At 29.9% G+C, this 15747-nt stretch carries 18 protein-coding genes; 1 reads left to right on the top strand and 17 read right to left on the bottom strand.

Going from position 1 to position 15747, the window contains the following annotated elements; genetic code table 11:
* Positions 1 to 190 precede the first annotated feature (190 nt).
* The 17 genes from SY27_RS13840 to SY27_RS18895 all read right to left on the bottom strand — a co-directional run bounded on the left by SY27_RS13840 (position 191) and on the right by SY27_RS18895 (position 14877).
* Positions 191 to 742 carry a hypothetical protein gene (locus SY27_RS13840; protein ID WP_045971359.1) on the bottom strand — a complete coding sequence of 184 codons (552 nt, stop codon included), beginning with the start codon at positions 740 to 742 and terminating at the stop codon, positions 191 to 193.
* Entirely contained in the window at positions 732 to 1223 is a 492-nt protein-coding gene (locus SY27_RS13835; protein WP_045971357.1) for an RNA polymerase sigma factor, read from the bottom strand. Before SY27_RS13835 ends, SY27_RS13840 begins: the two co-directional genes overlap by 11 nt.
* Positions 1224 to 2069 carry an alpha/beta fold hydrolase gene (locus SY27_RS13830; RefSeq protein WP_045971355.1) on the bottom strand — a complete coding sequence of 282 codons (846 nt, stop codon included), beginning with the start codon at positions 2067 to 2069 and terminating at the stop codon, positions 1224 to 1226.
* Between the two features lie 249 nt (positions 2070 to 2318).
* Positions 2319 to 2882 carry a hypothetical protein gene (locus SY27_RS13825; protein ID WP_045971354.1) on the bottom strand — a complete coding sequence of 188 codons (564 nt, stop codon included), beginning with the start codon at positions 2880 to 2882 and terminating at the stop codon, positions 2319 to 2321.
* Positions 2883 to 3039: 157 nt separating this feature from the next.
* Positions 3040 to 3603 carry a helix-turn-helix domain-containing protein gene (locus tag SY27_RS13820; protein ID WP_045971352.1) on the bottom strand — a complete coding sequence of 188 codons (564 nt, stop codon included), beginning with the start codon at positions 3601 to 3603 and terminating at the stop codon, positions 3040 to 3042.
* Between the two features lie 1360 nt (positions 3604 to 4963).
* Entirely contained in the window at positions 4964 to 5461 is a 498-nt protein-coding gene (locus SY27_RS18290) for a tetratricopeptide repeat protein (protein WP_161794160.1), read from the bottom strand.
* Positions 5462 to 5683: 222 nt separating this feature from the next.
* A complete protein-coding gene (locus SY27_RS13805) occupies positions 5684 to 6553 on the bottom strand; it encodes a transglutaminase domain-containing protein (RefSeq protein WP_045971348.1) in 870 nt (289 codons plus the stop codon).
* Positions 6554 to 7237: 684 nt separating this feature from the next.
* Entirely contained in the window at positions 7238 to 7819 is a 582-nt protein-coding gene (locus SY27_RS18285; RefSeq protein WP_052705341.1) for a hypothetical protein, read from the bottom strand.
* 569 nt (positions 7820 to 8388) lie between these two features.
* Positions 8389 to 9174: a M48 family metallopeptidase gene (locus SY27_RS13795; protein WP_045971345.1), complete on the bottom strand. Its 786-nt coding sequence runs from the start codon at positions 9172 to 9174 to the stop codon at positions 8389 to 8391.
* A 183-nt stretch (positions 9175 to 9357) separates the two neighbouring features.
* Positions 9358 to 10314 carry a leucine-rich repeat domain-containing protein gene (locus SY27_RS13790; protein ID WP_152640768.1) on the bottom strand — a complete coding sequence of 319 codons (957 nt, stop codon included), beginning with the start codon at positions 10312 to 10314 and terminating at the stop codon, positions 9358 to 9360.
* 35 nt (positions 10315 to 10349) lie between these two features.
* Positions 10350 to 11243, bottom strand: a complete 894-nt coding sequence (locus tag SY27_RS13785) for an alpha/beta fold hydrolase (protein ID WP_045971341.1) — start codon at positions 11241 to 11243, stop codon at positions 10350 to 10352.
* A 1-nt stretch (position 11244) separates the two neighbouring features.
* Complete coding sequence (locus SY27_RS13780; protein WP_045971339.1) at positions 11245 to 11736, bottom strand: SRPBCC domain-containing protein; 492 nt, start codon at positions 11734 to 11736, stop codon at positions 11245 to 11247.
* A gap of 3 nt (positions 11737 to 11739) precedes the next feature.
* Positions 11740 to 12087: a helix-turn-helix transcriptional regulator gene (locus SY27_RS13775; RefSeq protein WP_045971337.1), complete on the bottom strand. Its 348-nt coding sequence runs from the start codon at positions 12085 to 12087 to the stop codon at positions 11740 to 11742.
* Between the two features lie 249 nt (positions 12088 to 12336).
* Entirely contained in the window at positions 12337 to 13125 is a 789-nt protein-coding gene (locus SY27_RS13770) for a PhzF family phenazine biosynthesis protein (protein ID WP_045971335.1), read from the bottom strand.
* Entirely contained in the window at positions 13122 to 13619 is a 498-nt protein-coding gene (locus SY27_RS13765) for a M48 family metallopeptidase (RefSeq protein WP_052705339.1), read from the bottom strand. The genes SY27_RS13770 and SY27_RS13765 overlap by 4 nt, the downstream gene beginning before the upstream one ends.
* 493 nt (positions 13620 to 14112) lie before the next feature.
* On the bottom strand, positions 14113 to 14526 hold the full coding sequence (locus SY27_RS13755; protein WP_045971331.1) for a hypothetical protein: 414 nt from the start codon (positions 14524 to 14526) through the stop codon (positions 14113 to 14115).
* A gap of 198 nt (positions 14527 to 14724) precedes the next feature.
* A complete protein-coding gene (locus tag SY27_RS18895; protein ID WP_161794159.1) occupies positions 14725 to 14877 on the bottom strand; it encodes a hypothetical protein in 153 nt (50 codons plus the stop codon).
* Positions 14878 to 15220: 343 nt separating this feature from the next.
* Here SY27_RS18895 and SY27_RS13750 point away from each other — a divergent pair, with 343 nt between their 5' ends.
* Positions 15221 to 15742 carry a hypothetical protein gene (locus SY27_RS13750; RefSeq protein WP_045971329.1) on the top strand — a complete coding sequence of 174 codons (522 nt, stop codon included), beginning with the start codon at positions 15221 to 15223 and terminating at the stop codon, positions 15740 to 15742.
* Positions 15743 to 15747 lie beyond the last annotated feature (5 nt).

The following is a 15747-nucleotide window of genomic DNA, read 5'->3' as shown; positions in this document are numbered from 1 at the left end:
GATGAGTCATACTTGTTTATAACGGCTGTGTGTATGAGCAGTATCGGAATAAGAATGTCGAACTTTTTGGTTTAGACTAATGTAAGTTACTTGCAAATTTCATTCTTTAAATTTAGAAATAATAAATGAATTTGCAAGTAAGGATAAGGAAAGTACAAACTTTTTATTTCGGTTATTTAAATTAAGTAGGCTACTTTATATTTAGTTGTTTTAAAAAATTACTTTCTTTTATTATGTTGTTCGCAATAATTATTGCTAATATAAAAAGTGATATAATTCCAGAGATTAGGATGTAAATATAAAACCCTTCAGAAAACTCTCGTTTAAAATAGGGCAACAGTTTTGTAAATCCAAAAACATATATAGTAAAACAGATAGGTGTAATTATATAGTTTATGGTCAATCTTAGTTTGTAATGTCTTTTTAGATATTTTTTAAATGATACATTATCTAATGAAATTAATTGATTTTCTTTTTGATAAAGTGAAGCGAATTCTAAAATAATGCGAAAAGTAAGACTAGAAATCATCAATACAAGACCAAAAGTAAAATTATTCCATTGATTATTGATGTTATAAATAGAATAGATTAACAATATTAGGACTGTTAATGCCATAACTGTTATTGCTATAAATTGTCCATACCGTTGTTTTTTAGCTTTTTTGATAATGGTTTCAGGAGATACTATGGTGAAATTGCTTTTGTTCTGATTCCATAACTGAGTTAATTTATCATTTTCCATTTGTAATACATTTTAAAAGTGATTGTCTAATTCTGTTTAGCCGAGTTCTTAATGTACCGTGTGTCAAACCTACGGTTTCGGCAATTTCTGATTGAGAAATTTCTTCTAATTCCATTAAAATAATGGTTTTGTTGTTTTGGGTAAGTTGACTAATACAATGGTACATTTGTTCTAGTTGTTCTTCCTTTTTTGTGTATTCCGGTTCTGTAGTAGCTGAAACCACCAGTTTATCGCTAATTTGGGTGTGTAGTTTGGTTTTTCTCAAATCAGCCAAACATATATTGACAGCAATTCTATAAATCCATGTACTTATGGAAGATTTTCCTTTAAAGCTTTTTCTGTGTTGCCAAACTTTTATAAAAGTTTCTTGTTGCCACTCTTTTGCCAAATCTTCATTACTAGAGGCATAACCCAAACACAATCGGAATACTTTAGAAGCATGTGCTTCATATATTTCTGTGAATTGTTTTTCTAGGTTCATTTAATTTGATGCTAAAATCTTTTGAATTTGTTCTATAAACCATTCTGGTTTGTCGAACATCACAAAGTGTGCAGCATTATCTGCAATTATCAAATCATATTTTGATAGATTACCATATTGACTTTGATAAGTTTTTGTAACCATTTCTTTTCCAAATGGTTTATCCGCTGCAATTATTGTTACAGGAATAGAAATATTTTTCAAATCCTCTCTCAAATCTAGTTTAAGATAATCGGTATATCCATAAACATAGGTTTTTCTATCCGCAGAAATTATCCAGTTTTGAATTTGTTTTTGAATTTCTGGATTTAGGCTCATTCCTTTTGCCATACCCTGAGCCATCTGTTCAAAATCATTCTCATTCATAGACAATTGTTGGTTATTAAAAGGGCTGTCATAGGTTAAATTTTCAGGATTAAAATTTGGAATCATAATTGCACCTGCGGCAGGAAGCGCATCTACCAATACAATTTTTGATATTTCATTGTTTTCTCTGCTTGCAAGCCATATTGCAATTGTTCCTCCTAAACTATGTCCAATAACAGTTAAATTTGTCAATTGATTTTGTTTTATATGCTTATCGAGAGCTTCATTTACTTTTGGTAACCAAGGGAAATCTATTGTTTTTTTTCCTCCAAAACCTGCAAGTGTTACCACATGACATTCGTAATTGTCTTTTAATTGATTAACTATACTGTCCCAACTTTCACCCGGTACTGTAAAGCCAGGGATTAACATTATAGGCTTACCCTTACCTATAATTTTTACATGAATGGGTTGATTATTTTCTTGTGCCTGAGTTGACAGAGAAAAAAGGATTGCTAGAACTAAAAAAATGTTTTTCATAATTTCTATATTTAAATTTAGCTTTAGATGCAGAAATTATAAAATGTTACATCTCTATCTTTTTTATTTTTTGTCTGCGAAGTTTTTTATCATGGAATACACAATGTTTCTCAGCTATAAGTAATGGTGTGGGTTAGCGGTTAATTTTGCAAGTATACACCAAACTGAAAATCCGCAAGGATTTTCAGAAGTAGGTGAGAATAAGCAATTACTTATAACCTTATTTTTATAGAACGTTTTTTATTCTGTTTAAAATCGGTATCCAATTCTCAAATGTAAATTCGCTGCTGCTTCATTTTCGTTTTCAAGAAATCCAGCTTGTTTAGCAAAAATGTATCTATATCCAATCCCAATTCCTGCTTCGTAATTGAAGTGTTTTCCGATGCTTCTTCGTATTCCCCAAGTTGGAATTATTGAAATGTCACTTATTACATTTATATTGTCTGTATTTGAAATTACAAACCAGTCTGGATGATAACTTGTTTTCAATGACACAAAATTTCCGCTATTTCCGTCGATTTTTTTTGATTTACTTTCTCTTTTGTTCAGGTTGTAATACCAACGAGGTTCCGCAGTAATTACCGGTGTCATTAAAAAACCTGTTTTATCGTAAAAATCACCGCCCCAAATTCCGCTGTCAAATCCTATTTCAGTCCGCAATGCTATCGAGTTTGATAATTTCGATTCGTTGTGAGCCCAAATTCCAAGAAAACCAGTTTGGATTCCATAAGTTGATTTTTCTACACTAGAGTTTTGAGCTTTAGCTATAAAAGTCAGCCCGCAAAAGATTAAAGTTAAAAAGATTCTTTTCATTTGGTTTGATTTTTGTTTTTAAGTTCAGTTTTTGTCAAAATGTTTTATAATATTGAAATGTATGACTCGTTGCGGGAAAATCAGCTATGATTTTCTATTGAAAACAAAATATAATGAATTGCAAACCGCAATGAGCTATACACGCTGTTATCAATAGTTATTTTATCAGTTTTATTACATTCGGATACAAACTTTCTGTTTTACCTTTATTTGTTTTAACCGCAAAAATTATTGGCAATATTATGTTTATAGTATATAGTCCAATAGAAATATAAAATAAAATGGAGTAATATTCATAATGCATAATTTTAAAAAAGGCAAACATAGTTATAGAAGTAAAAGTTAAAATTGACCACATTATTTGATAGTTCAATAAATTTGCTCCGATTTTTTTAAGTCCAACTATTTTATCCTTTTTATTCATCCACATAATTAGAGGGATGATTATGTTTCCAACAGGAATTGCTAAAAAGGTAAGTACAGTAAGATGAAAAATAGTTAGATAAGCTTTGTCCGTTTGCTTTCCATAATCTAAAATGTCTTCTGTGTTGATGTCAAGAACTTCACAAATTAAGTTCAGAGTTTTTCCACGAGGTTCACTTTCATCATTTTCGATTCGCTGAATAGTTCTTAGATTTACCTTTGCTAGTTCAGCTAATTCTTCTTGGGAAAGACCTTTTTGCTTTCTTAATTCCTTAATTTTTTTTCCGATTTCGTTCATAATTAATTTTGATTTATTGTTTTTACAAAATTATTTATGAAAATATTTTTTTGATAACGGCTCCTTTGCGACATTTTTACGACATTTTTGTCAATCTATTGATTTAGTTGAGTTTTTAATTGATCCCAATGTTTGACCGCTTGTGGCAGTTGCATAAAATTATAACAAAAGTTTACAAGTACAAAATTAATCGTGGAATTTTCGGAGACTCGCTCACTTTGTGCGAACTGGCGTAGCAAAATTCCGAATACAAACTAAACCTAGCAATTGCTACAAATGGCTGTTAGCGGTAGTTATTCTAGAATATCTAAACTAGATTTGGAAGCTTTGATGTTTTCAAATTCTTTAATTTCTTTATATAGATTAGTCAAAATTTCTCTAAAGATTTCTTTTTTGTCTAGATTAATTGTCAAATTTAATGCAGAACCTTGAATATTAACATTTAATATTTTTCATTTCCTTGTGAGAGATAAATTCCGCTATCACCACTTGCAATAAAAAAGCTGCCTCCATTTTTACATATTGAACTAGTCATAAATAAACCAAAACCAGAATTTGCCCATTCACCAGTAGGTTTGTCAACTTGACTTGGATAAGTTTTACAAGAAACATCAGGTTTTAAACTTTCTTTTAGTGCAGTTAAATCATTATTTAAGGTAAAAGTTCTGGATTTTCCGACAATGAGTTCTTAATTCCCATCCCTCTGTCTAAAACAGAAAAAGATACTTTATTTAGGGTAAATATTGTGCGCAAAAACCAAATTTTGTCGTATTGCTATGTTCAACAATATTTCTAAAAATTTCTCGTATACAATATCTTAAAATATCAGCTAAATTTTTGTCTGAATTTTGAGTTAGTACTGTACTTATTTCTTCTGCAAAATCTTCTAAAATTTCTCATGGGTTAACTAATGCATTTCTTGCAGATTGTTTAATATCTGAGACAGAATATATTTTTAAAGGAATGTATCTATTATTATTGTTAGCTTCACCAGGGAATTTACCAAAATTTAGACCAAATGATTGAAAAAATCCATATGAGCTGCATATGTACAATGTTCGAAATTTTTTGCGATAAATTTACTATTAGGATTATTTTTTTAAGAATGTCTAGTTCGCTATTTAATAAGAGAATTGAAAATGGGTCAATTCTTCTTAAATTTTTAAAATCAAAAACATATATTCTCTGCCCTTTTAAAAGTTTAAAAGAATTAATAAAATCGATTGTATCTTTAAATACTAAATATTCAGGAACAGAAATATTGTGTTTTTCCATAGGGTTCAATTATAATTACCGCTACGGTTTGCGGCTACAAGTGTGGCGTGAGCCAGCACCAAGCTATAACAAATATAAACTTATTTTAGAGAATTAGGAGAATTTTCGGAATAGTATTGACCAAGCCATTACTTGTAACCGCTGTTAGCGTTTCAGTTTTATTTTCACAAACCTCTTTATAATAAACTACTTTTGTAATATCTGCTCTTAATTCTCGATCATCTTTTAATCTTATTTCTAAATAAAGAGTTTTTTCTCCGCCAGTTAAATAAATTATTTTATTAAAATATTTTAGAGCTTCTTGATATTTTTTTTGTTTATATCTAATCATTCCTTTTCCATACAATCCTAAAGTATTGTCTGGTTTTTTTGAAAGAATTTTATTAAAATCTTTTTCAGATAACTCATATTTATTTAAATCAAAATAATTCCAAGCTCTGTTATTATAACATTCCAAGTCGTAAGGATTATATTCTATTGCTTTATTTAGTAATTGGTTTGCTTTTTCATATTGTCCTTTTTTTGATAAATCATAAGCTTCATTAAATAAAGCAACATTATTCTTTGTACTAAATTTAGTCAAGTAAAAAAGACTGAAAATAAACAATATTCCTATACCAATTTTTAAATACTTTTTCCACATAGTTTTTTATAAACTGAACGCTAATGGTCTAGTATAACCGTCAGTTACGGGTTTAAAGTTAATGATTTTCGATTATGCACTGACCTTAGCAATTATGAGTGGATTCGGACGTAGTCGAATCCGCCGTAATTGCGGTTATACATTGTTGCCAGTAGTATTTTTTCATAGTTGATATTTAATTATATTATTGTATTCCGATTTGGTCTGCTTTTCCCAGTCAAAATATGTGACCACAACATTTAAAACTGCATTTTTCGGAATTCCATTTTTTTTAAATTTGAATAGGTTTGAATTCTCTTTCTCTTCATATTCAGGGATAACAGATTCATTAATTTTATTTTCAGAGTCATAGGTCAATTTAGTTAACCAATTATTACTGGCTATTTTCGGGAATTCGATATAGTAGTAAACGTCATCTTCAGTCAATACAGGTAGTTGTCTAAAACCAGTATCAAAATAAAGGGAATGTACATATGGTTGCGAATTAAATTCTTCAATTGAAATTAGATTATCCAATAATTGCCATTCATTGTCTTCTGGATAATGTGAAAGAATTAATTTTTCAGGTGAAGTATCGAAATAGAAATCTGAAATACTTTCTTCGAACTGATGCGCCCAAGTAGTGTCGACTAAAAGCCAAGAATTTTCAATTTTTAATGCGTTCCAAGCGTGTCTATAATTATCGTCTAATTCGGGTTCTAATGAAAGGTTTTCCAATGTTTTTACATAACCAATGATGATTACACACTCAATTTTTGATGAATCCAAAAACATTTTATAAAGATTAGAGTATCCAATACAAACAGCTTTTTTTTCTTCGAATACTAATAATGGATTTTCTGAATCATTTATTTCTTTATCAGTAGAGTTTTCAGTTCTCCATTTATCTCTCTTTTCAAAATCGTAATCTATGTTTAGATTAATCCAATAATAATAGAATTTAGCTATTTGTTTTTTGTCCAAAATATTCTTTGTCACAAAATCAGTTAAGTCTTTAATTTCGACTTTCGGATTACTCATTGATTTAGCCATTTCTAAAGTCGGATTATTTTGGCTGTTAGAAATGCTGAAAATCAGAAGAAATAGTATTTTAAGTACGATTTTGTTCATATTGGTGGCAATGGTCTAGTGTATGATCAGCTGGGGATTTTTACCCTATAACTTTTCAGTTTAACACTTAATATTGTTTTTATTATAATTTTATGTTTGTCACTCAAGCCCCAATTGCTTATACACATTGTTGGCGGTAGTTGTTTTTTCTTTAATCCATTCTTCTTCTTTTCGGAAAACAAACATTTTTTTTATGGCATCATTATTTTCAAATACATAATTAAATTCAATCTTTTTTGATTCTTTTCCATTTTCATAAAACAAAATTTTTTCAAATTGAAATTCATCAATTTGTTTTAAGCTATCAGGAAAAGGACTGTTTAAAAAGCCATTGATATTAAAAATAATTCTTCTTTTAATTGTTCCATTCTCATCGAATGTATCCCATTTATATTCATAAAATCTAGTATTTCGATCATATTTATTCTTAGCGAATATTCTGTCAAAAACTAAAATTTCCTTTCTGCTTATTTTTTCAATTACTATCCCATTTTTATTGAACTTATTTTGTTCTTTATTGTTCTTAGTTTTTATAACATTGCCACTTTCATTGTACTCAGTTATTTTTAGATGTCTTCTATTCCAGTAGTCCTCTTTTTTAAGATTTCAATTTAGATAGTAATCTTTTTTATATTTTTTCTTTGTGTCTAAAATGGACTTTATCTGACCGTTAGTGAAATAGGTTATTTTTTTCCATTTTTTTCTTGGAATTAACAATTCCGATAGCTTGCCATTTCGATAATATTCAAATAAAGTGTCAATAGGTTGACCATCCTTAAAAGTGCCTTTTGTTCTTAGATTTCCATTAGCATAAAAGTCAGTAATTTTTCCATTTGCGAGGTTACCACATTCAAAATAATCAGAATGGGGCGGATTACTAACATAAATTGCCAATTCAAGTTTTTTTAAAAAGATTGTATCTCGATTGGCTTTATTTGCAGTTATTTCGACAGCTATAGGTAGACTATCCAATTTGATATAAAGATTATAAAATCCTGCTTTAGGCAATTCGATTGATTTTGATTCATAATTTTCCATTCCATAGGCTTTCGAAGAATCCGTCAAATACCAAATCACATCCTTTTCTGATTCATTATTACATTGATTAATAAAAATGGGTTCATAGGTAGTTTGCCCAAATAATGTTTGAGTTAGGACGAGAATTAATATGTAGATAGATGTTTTCATCCAATTACCGCCAACGTTCCGGCGCTTGGTGAGGTTACGAGCTTCGGAACCAATTATTTTCTGTTAAAGATAAATTTTTTTGCGAAATGTAAACGTGAATTTACCACAAAATTCGCACGAAGCATATTATCTGTCATCAAAACCGAAACACCTTATCAAATAAATCATAATTTAGTAGTAGAACAATAAAAAATAAAGTATAACTATCTTAATAAGCTCAACCATACAAGAGAAATAGATTACAAAACAGCCGTGGTGGCTCGCCTTGGCGAGGCCACATCGCCAAGCAGGTAGCTATCTTATTTATTCTTAGAATCATACCAATGCAGGTGGTGCGATTAAAAGCCAGATCACATATAGGAGCTGGAGCTTTAAGAATTTAAAACAAAGAAATATGAAGTAAAAGAGGAAAATCTTTCTTAGCATTATTGATAAAGTTAGTTGCCAACTTTACCAACAAGCCGTATTATAGACTATTTAACTCGAGAAAAACCTAAATACAACCCTTATTCAAAGGTGTTAATAACTTAATGGTGTTTTACATAGGAACGGCTATTGTGTGCAGTTTTTTATTTAAATTCACTTAACATCACTTCAGATAGATTTGTTTTGTCTTCTATTTTTTCAAATACTTTTTTTGCTTTTTTGATTAATTTTTCGTCATTCTGTGATTTCCCAATTTTAATTAAACTGAAAGCATAATTCATTCTAAACTCATCATTTTTAGTAATTTTACCATTCAATTTTTCAAACGCTTCAATACTTTCAATGTACTTTTCGTCTCTCGTTAAAAGTATACCTTGAGTAAAATAAATTTCATCTCCAATATTAATACCTTTTTCATTATACTTTTTTATTGCAATATTTAAATTTTCTAATCCATTTTTTGTATCACCAATAAAAATTGATGTTGAAGCAATTCCGTAAAATCCTTCTGCACTTTCTGGAAAAAACTCTTTCATTTCATTATATTTTTTTCTTGCAAGTTTAAACGTACCCATTTTCGATGCCATAAAAGCTAAATTTTGTTTAAAAATTAAGTTTTTATTATTTAAACTATCTGCAATATAATAATATGTTAAAGCTGCTTTGTCCATATTTGAAATCTGATAAGTATAACCTGCGAAAAAATATGCGTCACAAAATGTACTATCCTTTTTTATTAAATCTAAAAACAATTTATTTGCACCTCCAATGTATAAGTTTGCTTTTATACAATCAATTCCTAATTTAAAATTCTCTTTTGATACGTTGTCATTTGGAATTGGACAAATTGTATGATTTCCATTAAAATAATCTGATTGGGAGTTACTTAATTGTGATATAAGTAGAAAAAATATTATGTAATGTTTCATGTTTATAATTCTGATTTTCAGTGTTTTTGGTAAAATTGCACACAACGGTCTCGGCTATGAGTAGTTGCGTGGGTTAGTACGTAACTTTACAAGTACACACCAAACTGAAAATCCAAGAGGATTTTCAGAAGTAGGTGAGAACAAGCAATTATTTATAGCCATTGTTGGACATTCGTATTATTTTTAATCTTCGTATTGATAAATTAGCTCAATATTTTTAAGTTCTCTTTTAAATTTTTCAATATTTTCCTTATTATAATTAGTTCCTTCGATATTAATCCACTTTATGGAAGAGGATTCTTTAGCTATTCTAAATAATGAGTCAAAATCAGTGAAATTTGAACTATATTTTAAACTGATACCTTCAAGAGATTTTAAATTTGATAAACTTTGTGGTAAAGTAATTATTTGACTTGAATATAGTTCTAAAACTTTTAATGAATTTAAATTTGATATTGTCTCTGGAAAAGCCTTTATTTTGGAATTAGATAAACTCAATACTTCAAGATTTTTAAGATTTTTAATGCTATTTGGTAAAGAGCTAAAAAAACTTGTATCGAACGTTATTTTTTTTAGAGATTTTAATTGTGTTATAGATTCAGAAAAATTTAAAGATTGTCCCCAGCGAAATTCAATCAATTTATTTAGGTTGTTTAATTTTTTAGGAAATTTCAAGTCTTTTTTACAGTAAATATCTAATTCCTCCAGTAAACTTAAATTATTAATTGAGCTAGGAATTTCTATAAGATTCTCACAATGTAAAACCAATCTATTTAAATGTTTTAAATTTCCCAAATCCTTAGGAATATTTTCTATTCTACTAGACTTTATTTGTAAGGTTTTAAGGTTTGTTAAGTTAAAAATAGAAGTGTTTAAGCTTTCAATTGAATCAGAGAAAATATAAAGATGTTCTAACTTTGTTAAGTTTTCAATTTCATTAGGTAATTTAAAATTTTGATTAGTATGAATTGATAATTGTTTAAGATTTCTTAAAAGTTCAATTCTTTTATCTATTAAATCTTTTGAGGTTATACTTAATGATATAACATCTTCGGAATTATTAATTGCAGTCTCATAGTCATTAAATTCTTGTCCATACATATTGACTGAAATAAATAATAATAATATGATTTTTTTCATTTTTTATATACATCTTTGTTAGCGGTTCGTTGTTTTTACTCTACTTTTTTGTCAAGGAACTTTTCAATCATTGGGATTACAAATTCACTTTCTTTTGTGTCGGATTTCAGTGTCGTGATTTCGCCAATATATTCTCCGTGTCCACCTGGAATTATTGCTAATTCAGAGTTTGCAATTTGTCTGTGTAATTCAATGGCGTGTTCGGGTGTAATAATGTCTTTATCTCCAATGATGATTAAAGCTGGTGCTTTAATAGATTTTATCTGCTCATCTGGAATGTCTTTGAAATTTACCATTCGCTTTGCATCTCGGTCGTGCATTACTTGTAAACCGCTTGTGTCAGGAGCAACTTGTTTGTATGCCGTTTTCAGTTGTTTGGGCATATTTTCTAATTTCGCTTGCTCCATAAAACCCCAAAACCATTCGGGAACTCCATTTCGTTTGGCAAGTGCGGAACCCAAAACAATTTTATCAACTATTTTAGGGTGGCGAATGGCAATTTGTAAAGTGGTTGTTCCTCCGTTACTAAAGCCGAAAAAATCAGCTTTGTCAATTTTCATGTTTTTTAAAAGTGTCACAACGTCATCTGCATCTTGTTCAAATGACAAGTCTGCATTTCTGTCGCTCGTTCGTCCGTGAGCCTGTAATTCAACGGCTATTACTTTTCTGCTTTTAGCAAATAGCGGAATAACTTTTTCAAAGTTCGATTGAATTGTTGACCCTCCACCGTGAATTATAACGAGTGGTTTACCCTGACCATAAATCTCGTAATACATTCTTATTCCGTTGACTTCCGAATAACCATTTTTAAAAACTAAAGTGTTATTTGTTATGGTTGGTTTATTATTCTCTCCTTCTGATTGGGTAGTTTGATTGCAAGAAACTAAAGTCAGAAGTGCTAAAACAAAAAGTATAATTGTTCTTTTCATTTTATCTGTTTTGAATGAGTAATGTTTGCATGTTGTTCAACATTTGCAACCAACTTGGATATGCTCCTGTTTTCTTCGCTAATTCTTGCGAAACTGTTTGGCGCAGTTGCAGTTTGGTTTTTCCATTTTCTTCTGTTAGGGTAACAGTAACAAGTGTTCGTCCTGGCCAATTGGAGTCCATTCCAATTTCGGTTGGGTTTATCGGATTGCCATTTTCATCTGCATTTATCATTGTGAATACAATTTTCGAATGAGGTATTACTTCTTTGTATTCTCCTATACACCAACAGTCTCCATATTGAGGATTTGAAATGCAAGAATGGTACTTTCCTCCATTTTCTACTTCGATTTTTTTAAAAATTATTGTGCAACCGTCAGGCGCATACCACTTCATAAGTTTTTCAGGGTCTGTCCAAGCTTCAAAAACCTTTTCAATGCTAGCATTAAAAGTTTCTTCAATGAAAACCTCATCTGTTTTTATACTATTTTCCATTTCTTATTTTTTTGATTTACTGATATTTTTAGATTGAAACTCTTCTTGCTCTACAAATTCTTTGAGTGCATTTAATCTACCTGTCCATAATTTACGGTACTGCTCAACCCATTCGTACACTTCGTTCAATTTTTCAAGTTTTGCATTATACAATCTCTCCCTTCCACTTTGCTGAACATTTAATAAATCACATTCAGTAAGGATTTTGAGGTGTAATGAAATTGCCTGCCTGCTAACGTCAAATTGTTCAGCAATGGTGTTGGCATTGATGGGATGTTGTGATATCAAATCAATTATGGCTCTTCTGGTGGGGTCGGCTATTGCCTGAAAAACATCTCTTCTAGCTTCCATTATTACGCAAGTATTTGCTTGCAAATATATATGAAAGCATTTACTTGCGCAAATTTTATTCGCTTTTTTAGGTTTTAGTAAGTGATTATGGACCTTGTTATCAGGTCTTTTCAATGACCTCCAACGGTCTCGTATATGAAATGTAGCGGATTTTATGCACTACATTTTCGGTTTGTATCTTACCTTAAATTTATTTTCTTTCTTTTAAGCGATAAAACCGCTATTTTTTTATACGTTGTTAGTGGTAGTTTATTCAATCCATAAATTTCCTACAGAATACGTTTTTGCATTTCCGCTAATTATAACTCTGTCTTTTTTGTTTTCACATTCCAAAATTCCTACTCTATCAGAAATTTGAAGAGCATTTAATTTTTCTTTTTTTAATCTTGATGACCAAAAAGGGATTAGAGAACAATGTGAAGAACCTGTTACTGGGTCTTCTAAAATTGTAGATTGCGGAGTGAAATACCTTGACACAAAATCACAATTTTGGCCCTTGGCTGTCACTACAACTCCACCGGGGTCAAGGTTGATTTGATCAAATATTTGTCGGTCAATTTTAATATTTCGTATTTCTTCTTCAGTGTCGTAAACCAGTACATAGTCTCTTGATTTTAAAATTTCTTTTGGTTGTAAGTTCAATGATTTTTGAATGATTTTCGGCAACTCAGCAAGTACTGGCATTCTAGAAGGGAAGTCTAATGAATATAAGTCATTTTTAACCGAAACAATTAATTCTCCGCTTAAAGTTTCAAAAATAATCTTGTCATTAGGATATTTTAAAATTGATTTTAAAGAATGAGCAGTTGCTAAGGTTGCGTGTCCACATAAATCCATTTCAATTTCTGGGGTAAACCATCTTAAATGTATTCGGTCTCCTTTATTAACAAAAAAAGCAGTTTCTGCTACTGCATTTTCTTTTGCAATTTTCAAAAGAATTTCATCTGGCAGCCAATTTTTCAGAGGTACTACACAGGCTGGATTTCCACCAAATATTTTGTCTGTAAATGCATCTATTTGATATAATGGTAATTTCATTGTAAATATTTTTTATCTAGTTTGTCTGAATAATATGCAATGGCTTTTTGGTATTCTTGAATGCCTTTATCGTTACTTGTCGCAGCAATAACATTCAACAATAAGTCCATAGCTTCTTTATGTTTGTCTACATTATATAAAGCCATAGCTTTAAAAACTTTATATTCATTATTGGTAGGAAATTCATTTATTGCTTTGTCAAAAAGAGCTATGGATTTTTCGTATTCGCCAATACATCTATATGTGCTGCCTAAACCAAGGTAGCAGCCCTTTAAATCTTCACCGTTTAAGCCCAGTTCAAGTGCTTTTTCATATTTCGGACGAGCCTCGGTTTCACGTTCCATATTATCGCAAAGCCAAGCATAATGGTAATAAATTTGAGCATTATTCGGGTGGTCATTAATTAACTTTTGTAGAATTTTTTCTGACTCGTAATAGTTTTTTTGACTTCTTAATTCTATTGCTTTGTTTAATTCCTTGTTTATTTTTTGCATTTTTACTTTAAAAAAGTTTTTTGTTTAATATGGTGTAAAGTATTAATAGTAAGATAAATATACCAATTACTGTTTACTTAATAATGTTTGTTGACCATTTTGTTTTTGGAAGTGGAGTACAATTGAGAAACTTGAAAAAATAAATGTTCAGAAAATAAATAGCAATAGGAAAAAGAATAGCAAGTATTACTGATACTATTATTTGTAAATTTATGTTATTCAATGCTTGGAAACTTATTTGTGCTATTATAAGCAAAAGCATATAAAGTGATCCAATACCTATAGTTTTAAAGATTTGAAATAAAAATCTTTGTTCCATTTTTTGTTAATTTAATTACCGCTAACGGTCTCGTATAACTGTCAGTTACGGATTTAAAGTTAATGTTTTTCGGTTAAGCACTGACTTTATCAATTCCGAGTGGATTCGACTACGTCCGAATCCACTCGGAATTGCGGTTATACATTGTTGCCAGTAGTTTTTTATATCGGTTCATTAATCAAATGGAATTAAATCAGGTTCTAAAAATTCCGTTTTAGCTTTGTTAGAGTTATAAATATCAAATCCGTAATGATGAGCCATTAATTCTTTGAAATTATATTTCAGTCGTGGAAATTCGGTTATAAAGTCTTTAAAATTGTCAGAATTCGATTTAATCATAAAATGATTTACTGCTTTAATAGCTGCCAAAGTCAAAGTCATATTGTATTTGTCTTTTGCTCCGACAAATTCCACAAACTTTTGCAATTGATTTTGGATATTTTTTTCGGCTTGTTTGGTTCCGTATTTGTTAATGTTAATCCACGCTAACCTCAAGTGAGCTTCGTGAGTAAAGTCGGATGGATTTAATCCGCAACTAATGAATTCTTTTTCAAATTCTGAGTCAGAAAGGTCAAAATGATTTTCCATGTTTAGGTTTCTTATTTTTTTGTAATTTTCAATTTCAGAACGTACGTTTCTCAAATTACTGGCAACGACGTTCCGGCGCTTGGAGAGGTTACGAGCTACGGAAATGATTATTTTCAATCAAAGATAAAATTTCTTGCGAGAAATAAATGTGTATTTACTACAAAATTCGCAATCTTGCCAAACGCCTGTTGGTTGCAGTTAATTTATTAATTCTCTTTTTTTTATTTTAAAATAACAATCAGCAGTAGCTTTATTATAAGCATCTGCATTATGAGCATTGTCAAAACCATTATTAAATAAAATTCTTCTAGTTTTGGCCATTTGTAACCATATGGTCCATTGATTTTGCATTTTTAGGACGGTGAAGCTCTGCTATAACCATTTTTGAATCATGAATAATTTTAAAGAATGATTTAATAGAATTGATGGTTTGGTTTTGATAAGATGCCAAAAAATTATTGTTAATAATAGATTCAATAGCTATTGTGGACGGTTGTTAGTAGACAATTTTATTTTTAGGAAAAGTTGTGACAATTTTTTTTTATTTTTTTTGTTTTGTCACAAATCTGTGACAAAATTATTTTCATGAATATGAATTGTCACGGATTTGTGACAAAACTTTTTTAAGTTAACTATTTTGTCACAGTTTTTGATTGGATATAATTTAGTAGCATTTAACTTAATATAGTAGATTATGAAGAAACGTAAAATATTTAAAACACCGATGTTGTTTTCTCAGGAAGAAATGGCAATGTTACTGGGGATTACCAGAAGTCAATGGGCAATGTTTGAAATTGGACAACGTGATATTCCTAGTAGTGCCAAATTGAAATTAGCAACTTTAATTAAAGGCGTTAATGTGCTGTCAAAGGTTGCTACTAAAGAATTGCCTCATCATAAAATTCAGCAAAGCAAAAAAGAAGAAATACTATATACTCAATTAAAGGAGAATAGGTTACAACAATTGATAATAGAAAGAAAGCTAGCAAAATTGAAGAAAAATTATCAGGAAGCAGAAAATACATTGCAGTTTGTGGCTCTTTTGAAAGGAAACAAAAATATTACTGTTAGGGAAGAAGCAGTTTTAAATGTAGTGCAAGCTAAAGCGTTAGTTGTGTTAGATCGAAATGGTTTGCATTTACAGTTAGAGCAACAATTGAGATTGAGTACTCTTGATGCGCAGACAAAATTTATTGAGAGAGAGATGGGAGAGTGAGTTTA

The sequence above is a fragment of the Flavobacterium sp. 316 genome, from assembly GCF_000967805.1.
Classification (GTDB): domain Bacteria; phylum Bacteroidota; class Bacteroidia; order Flavobacteriales; family Flavobacteriaceae; genus Flavobacterium; species Flavobacterium sediminilitoris.
Note: the sequence above shows the minus strand (reverse complement) of the source record. Positions and strands in the feature narration are given on the sequence as shown.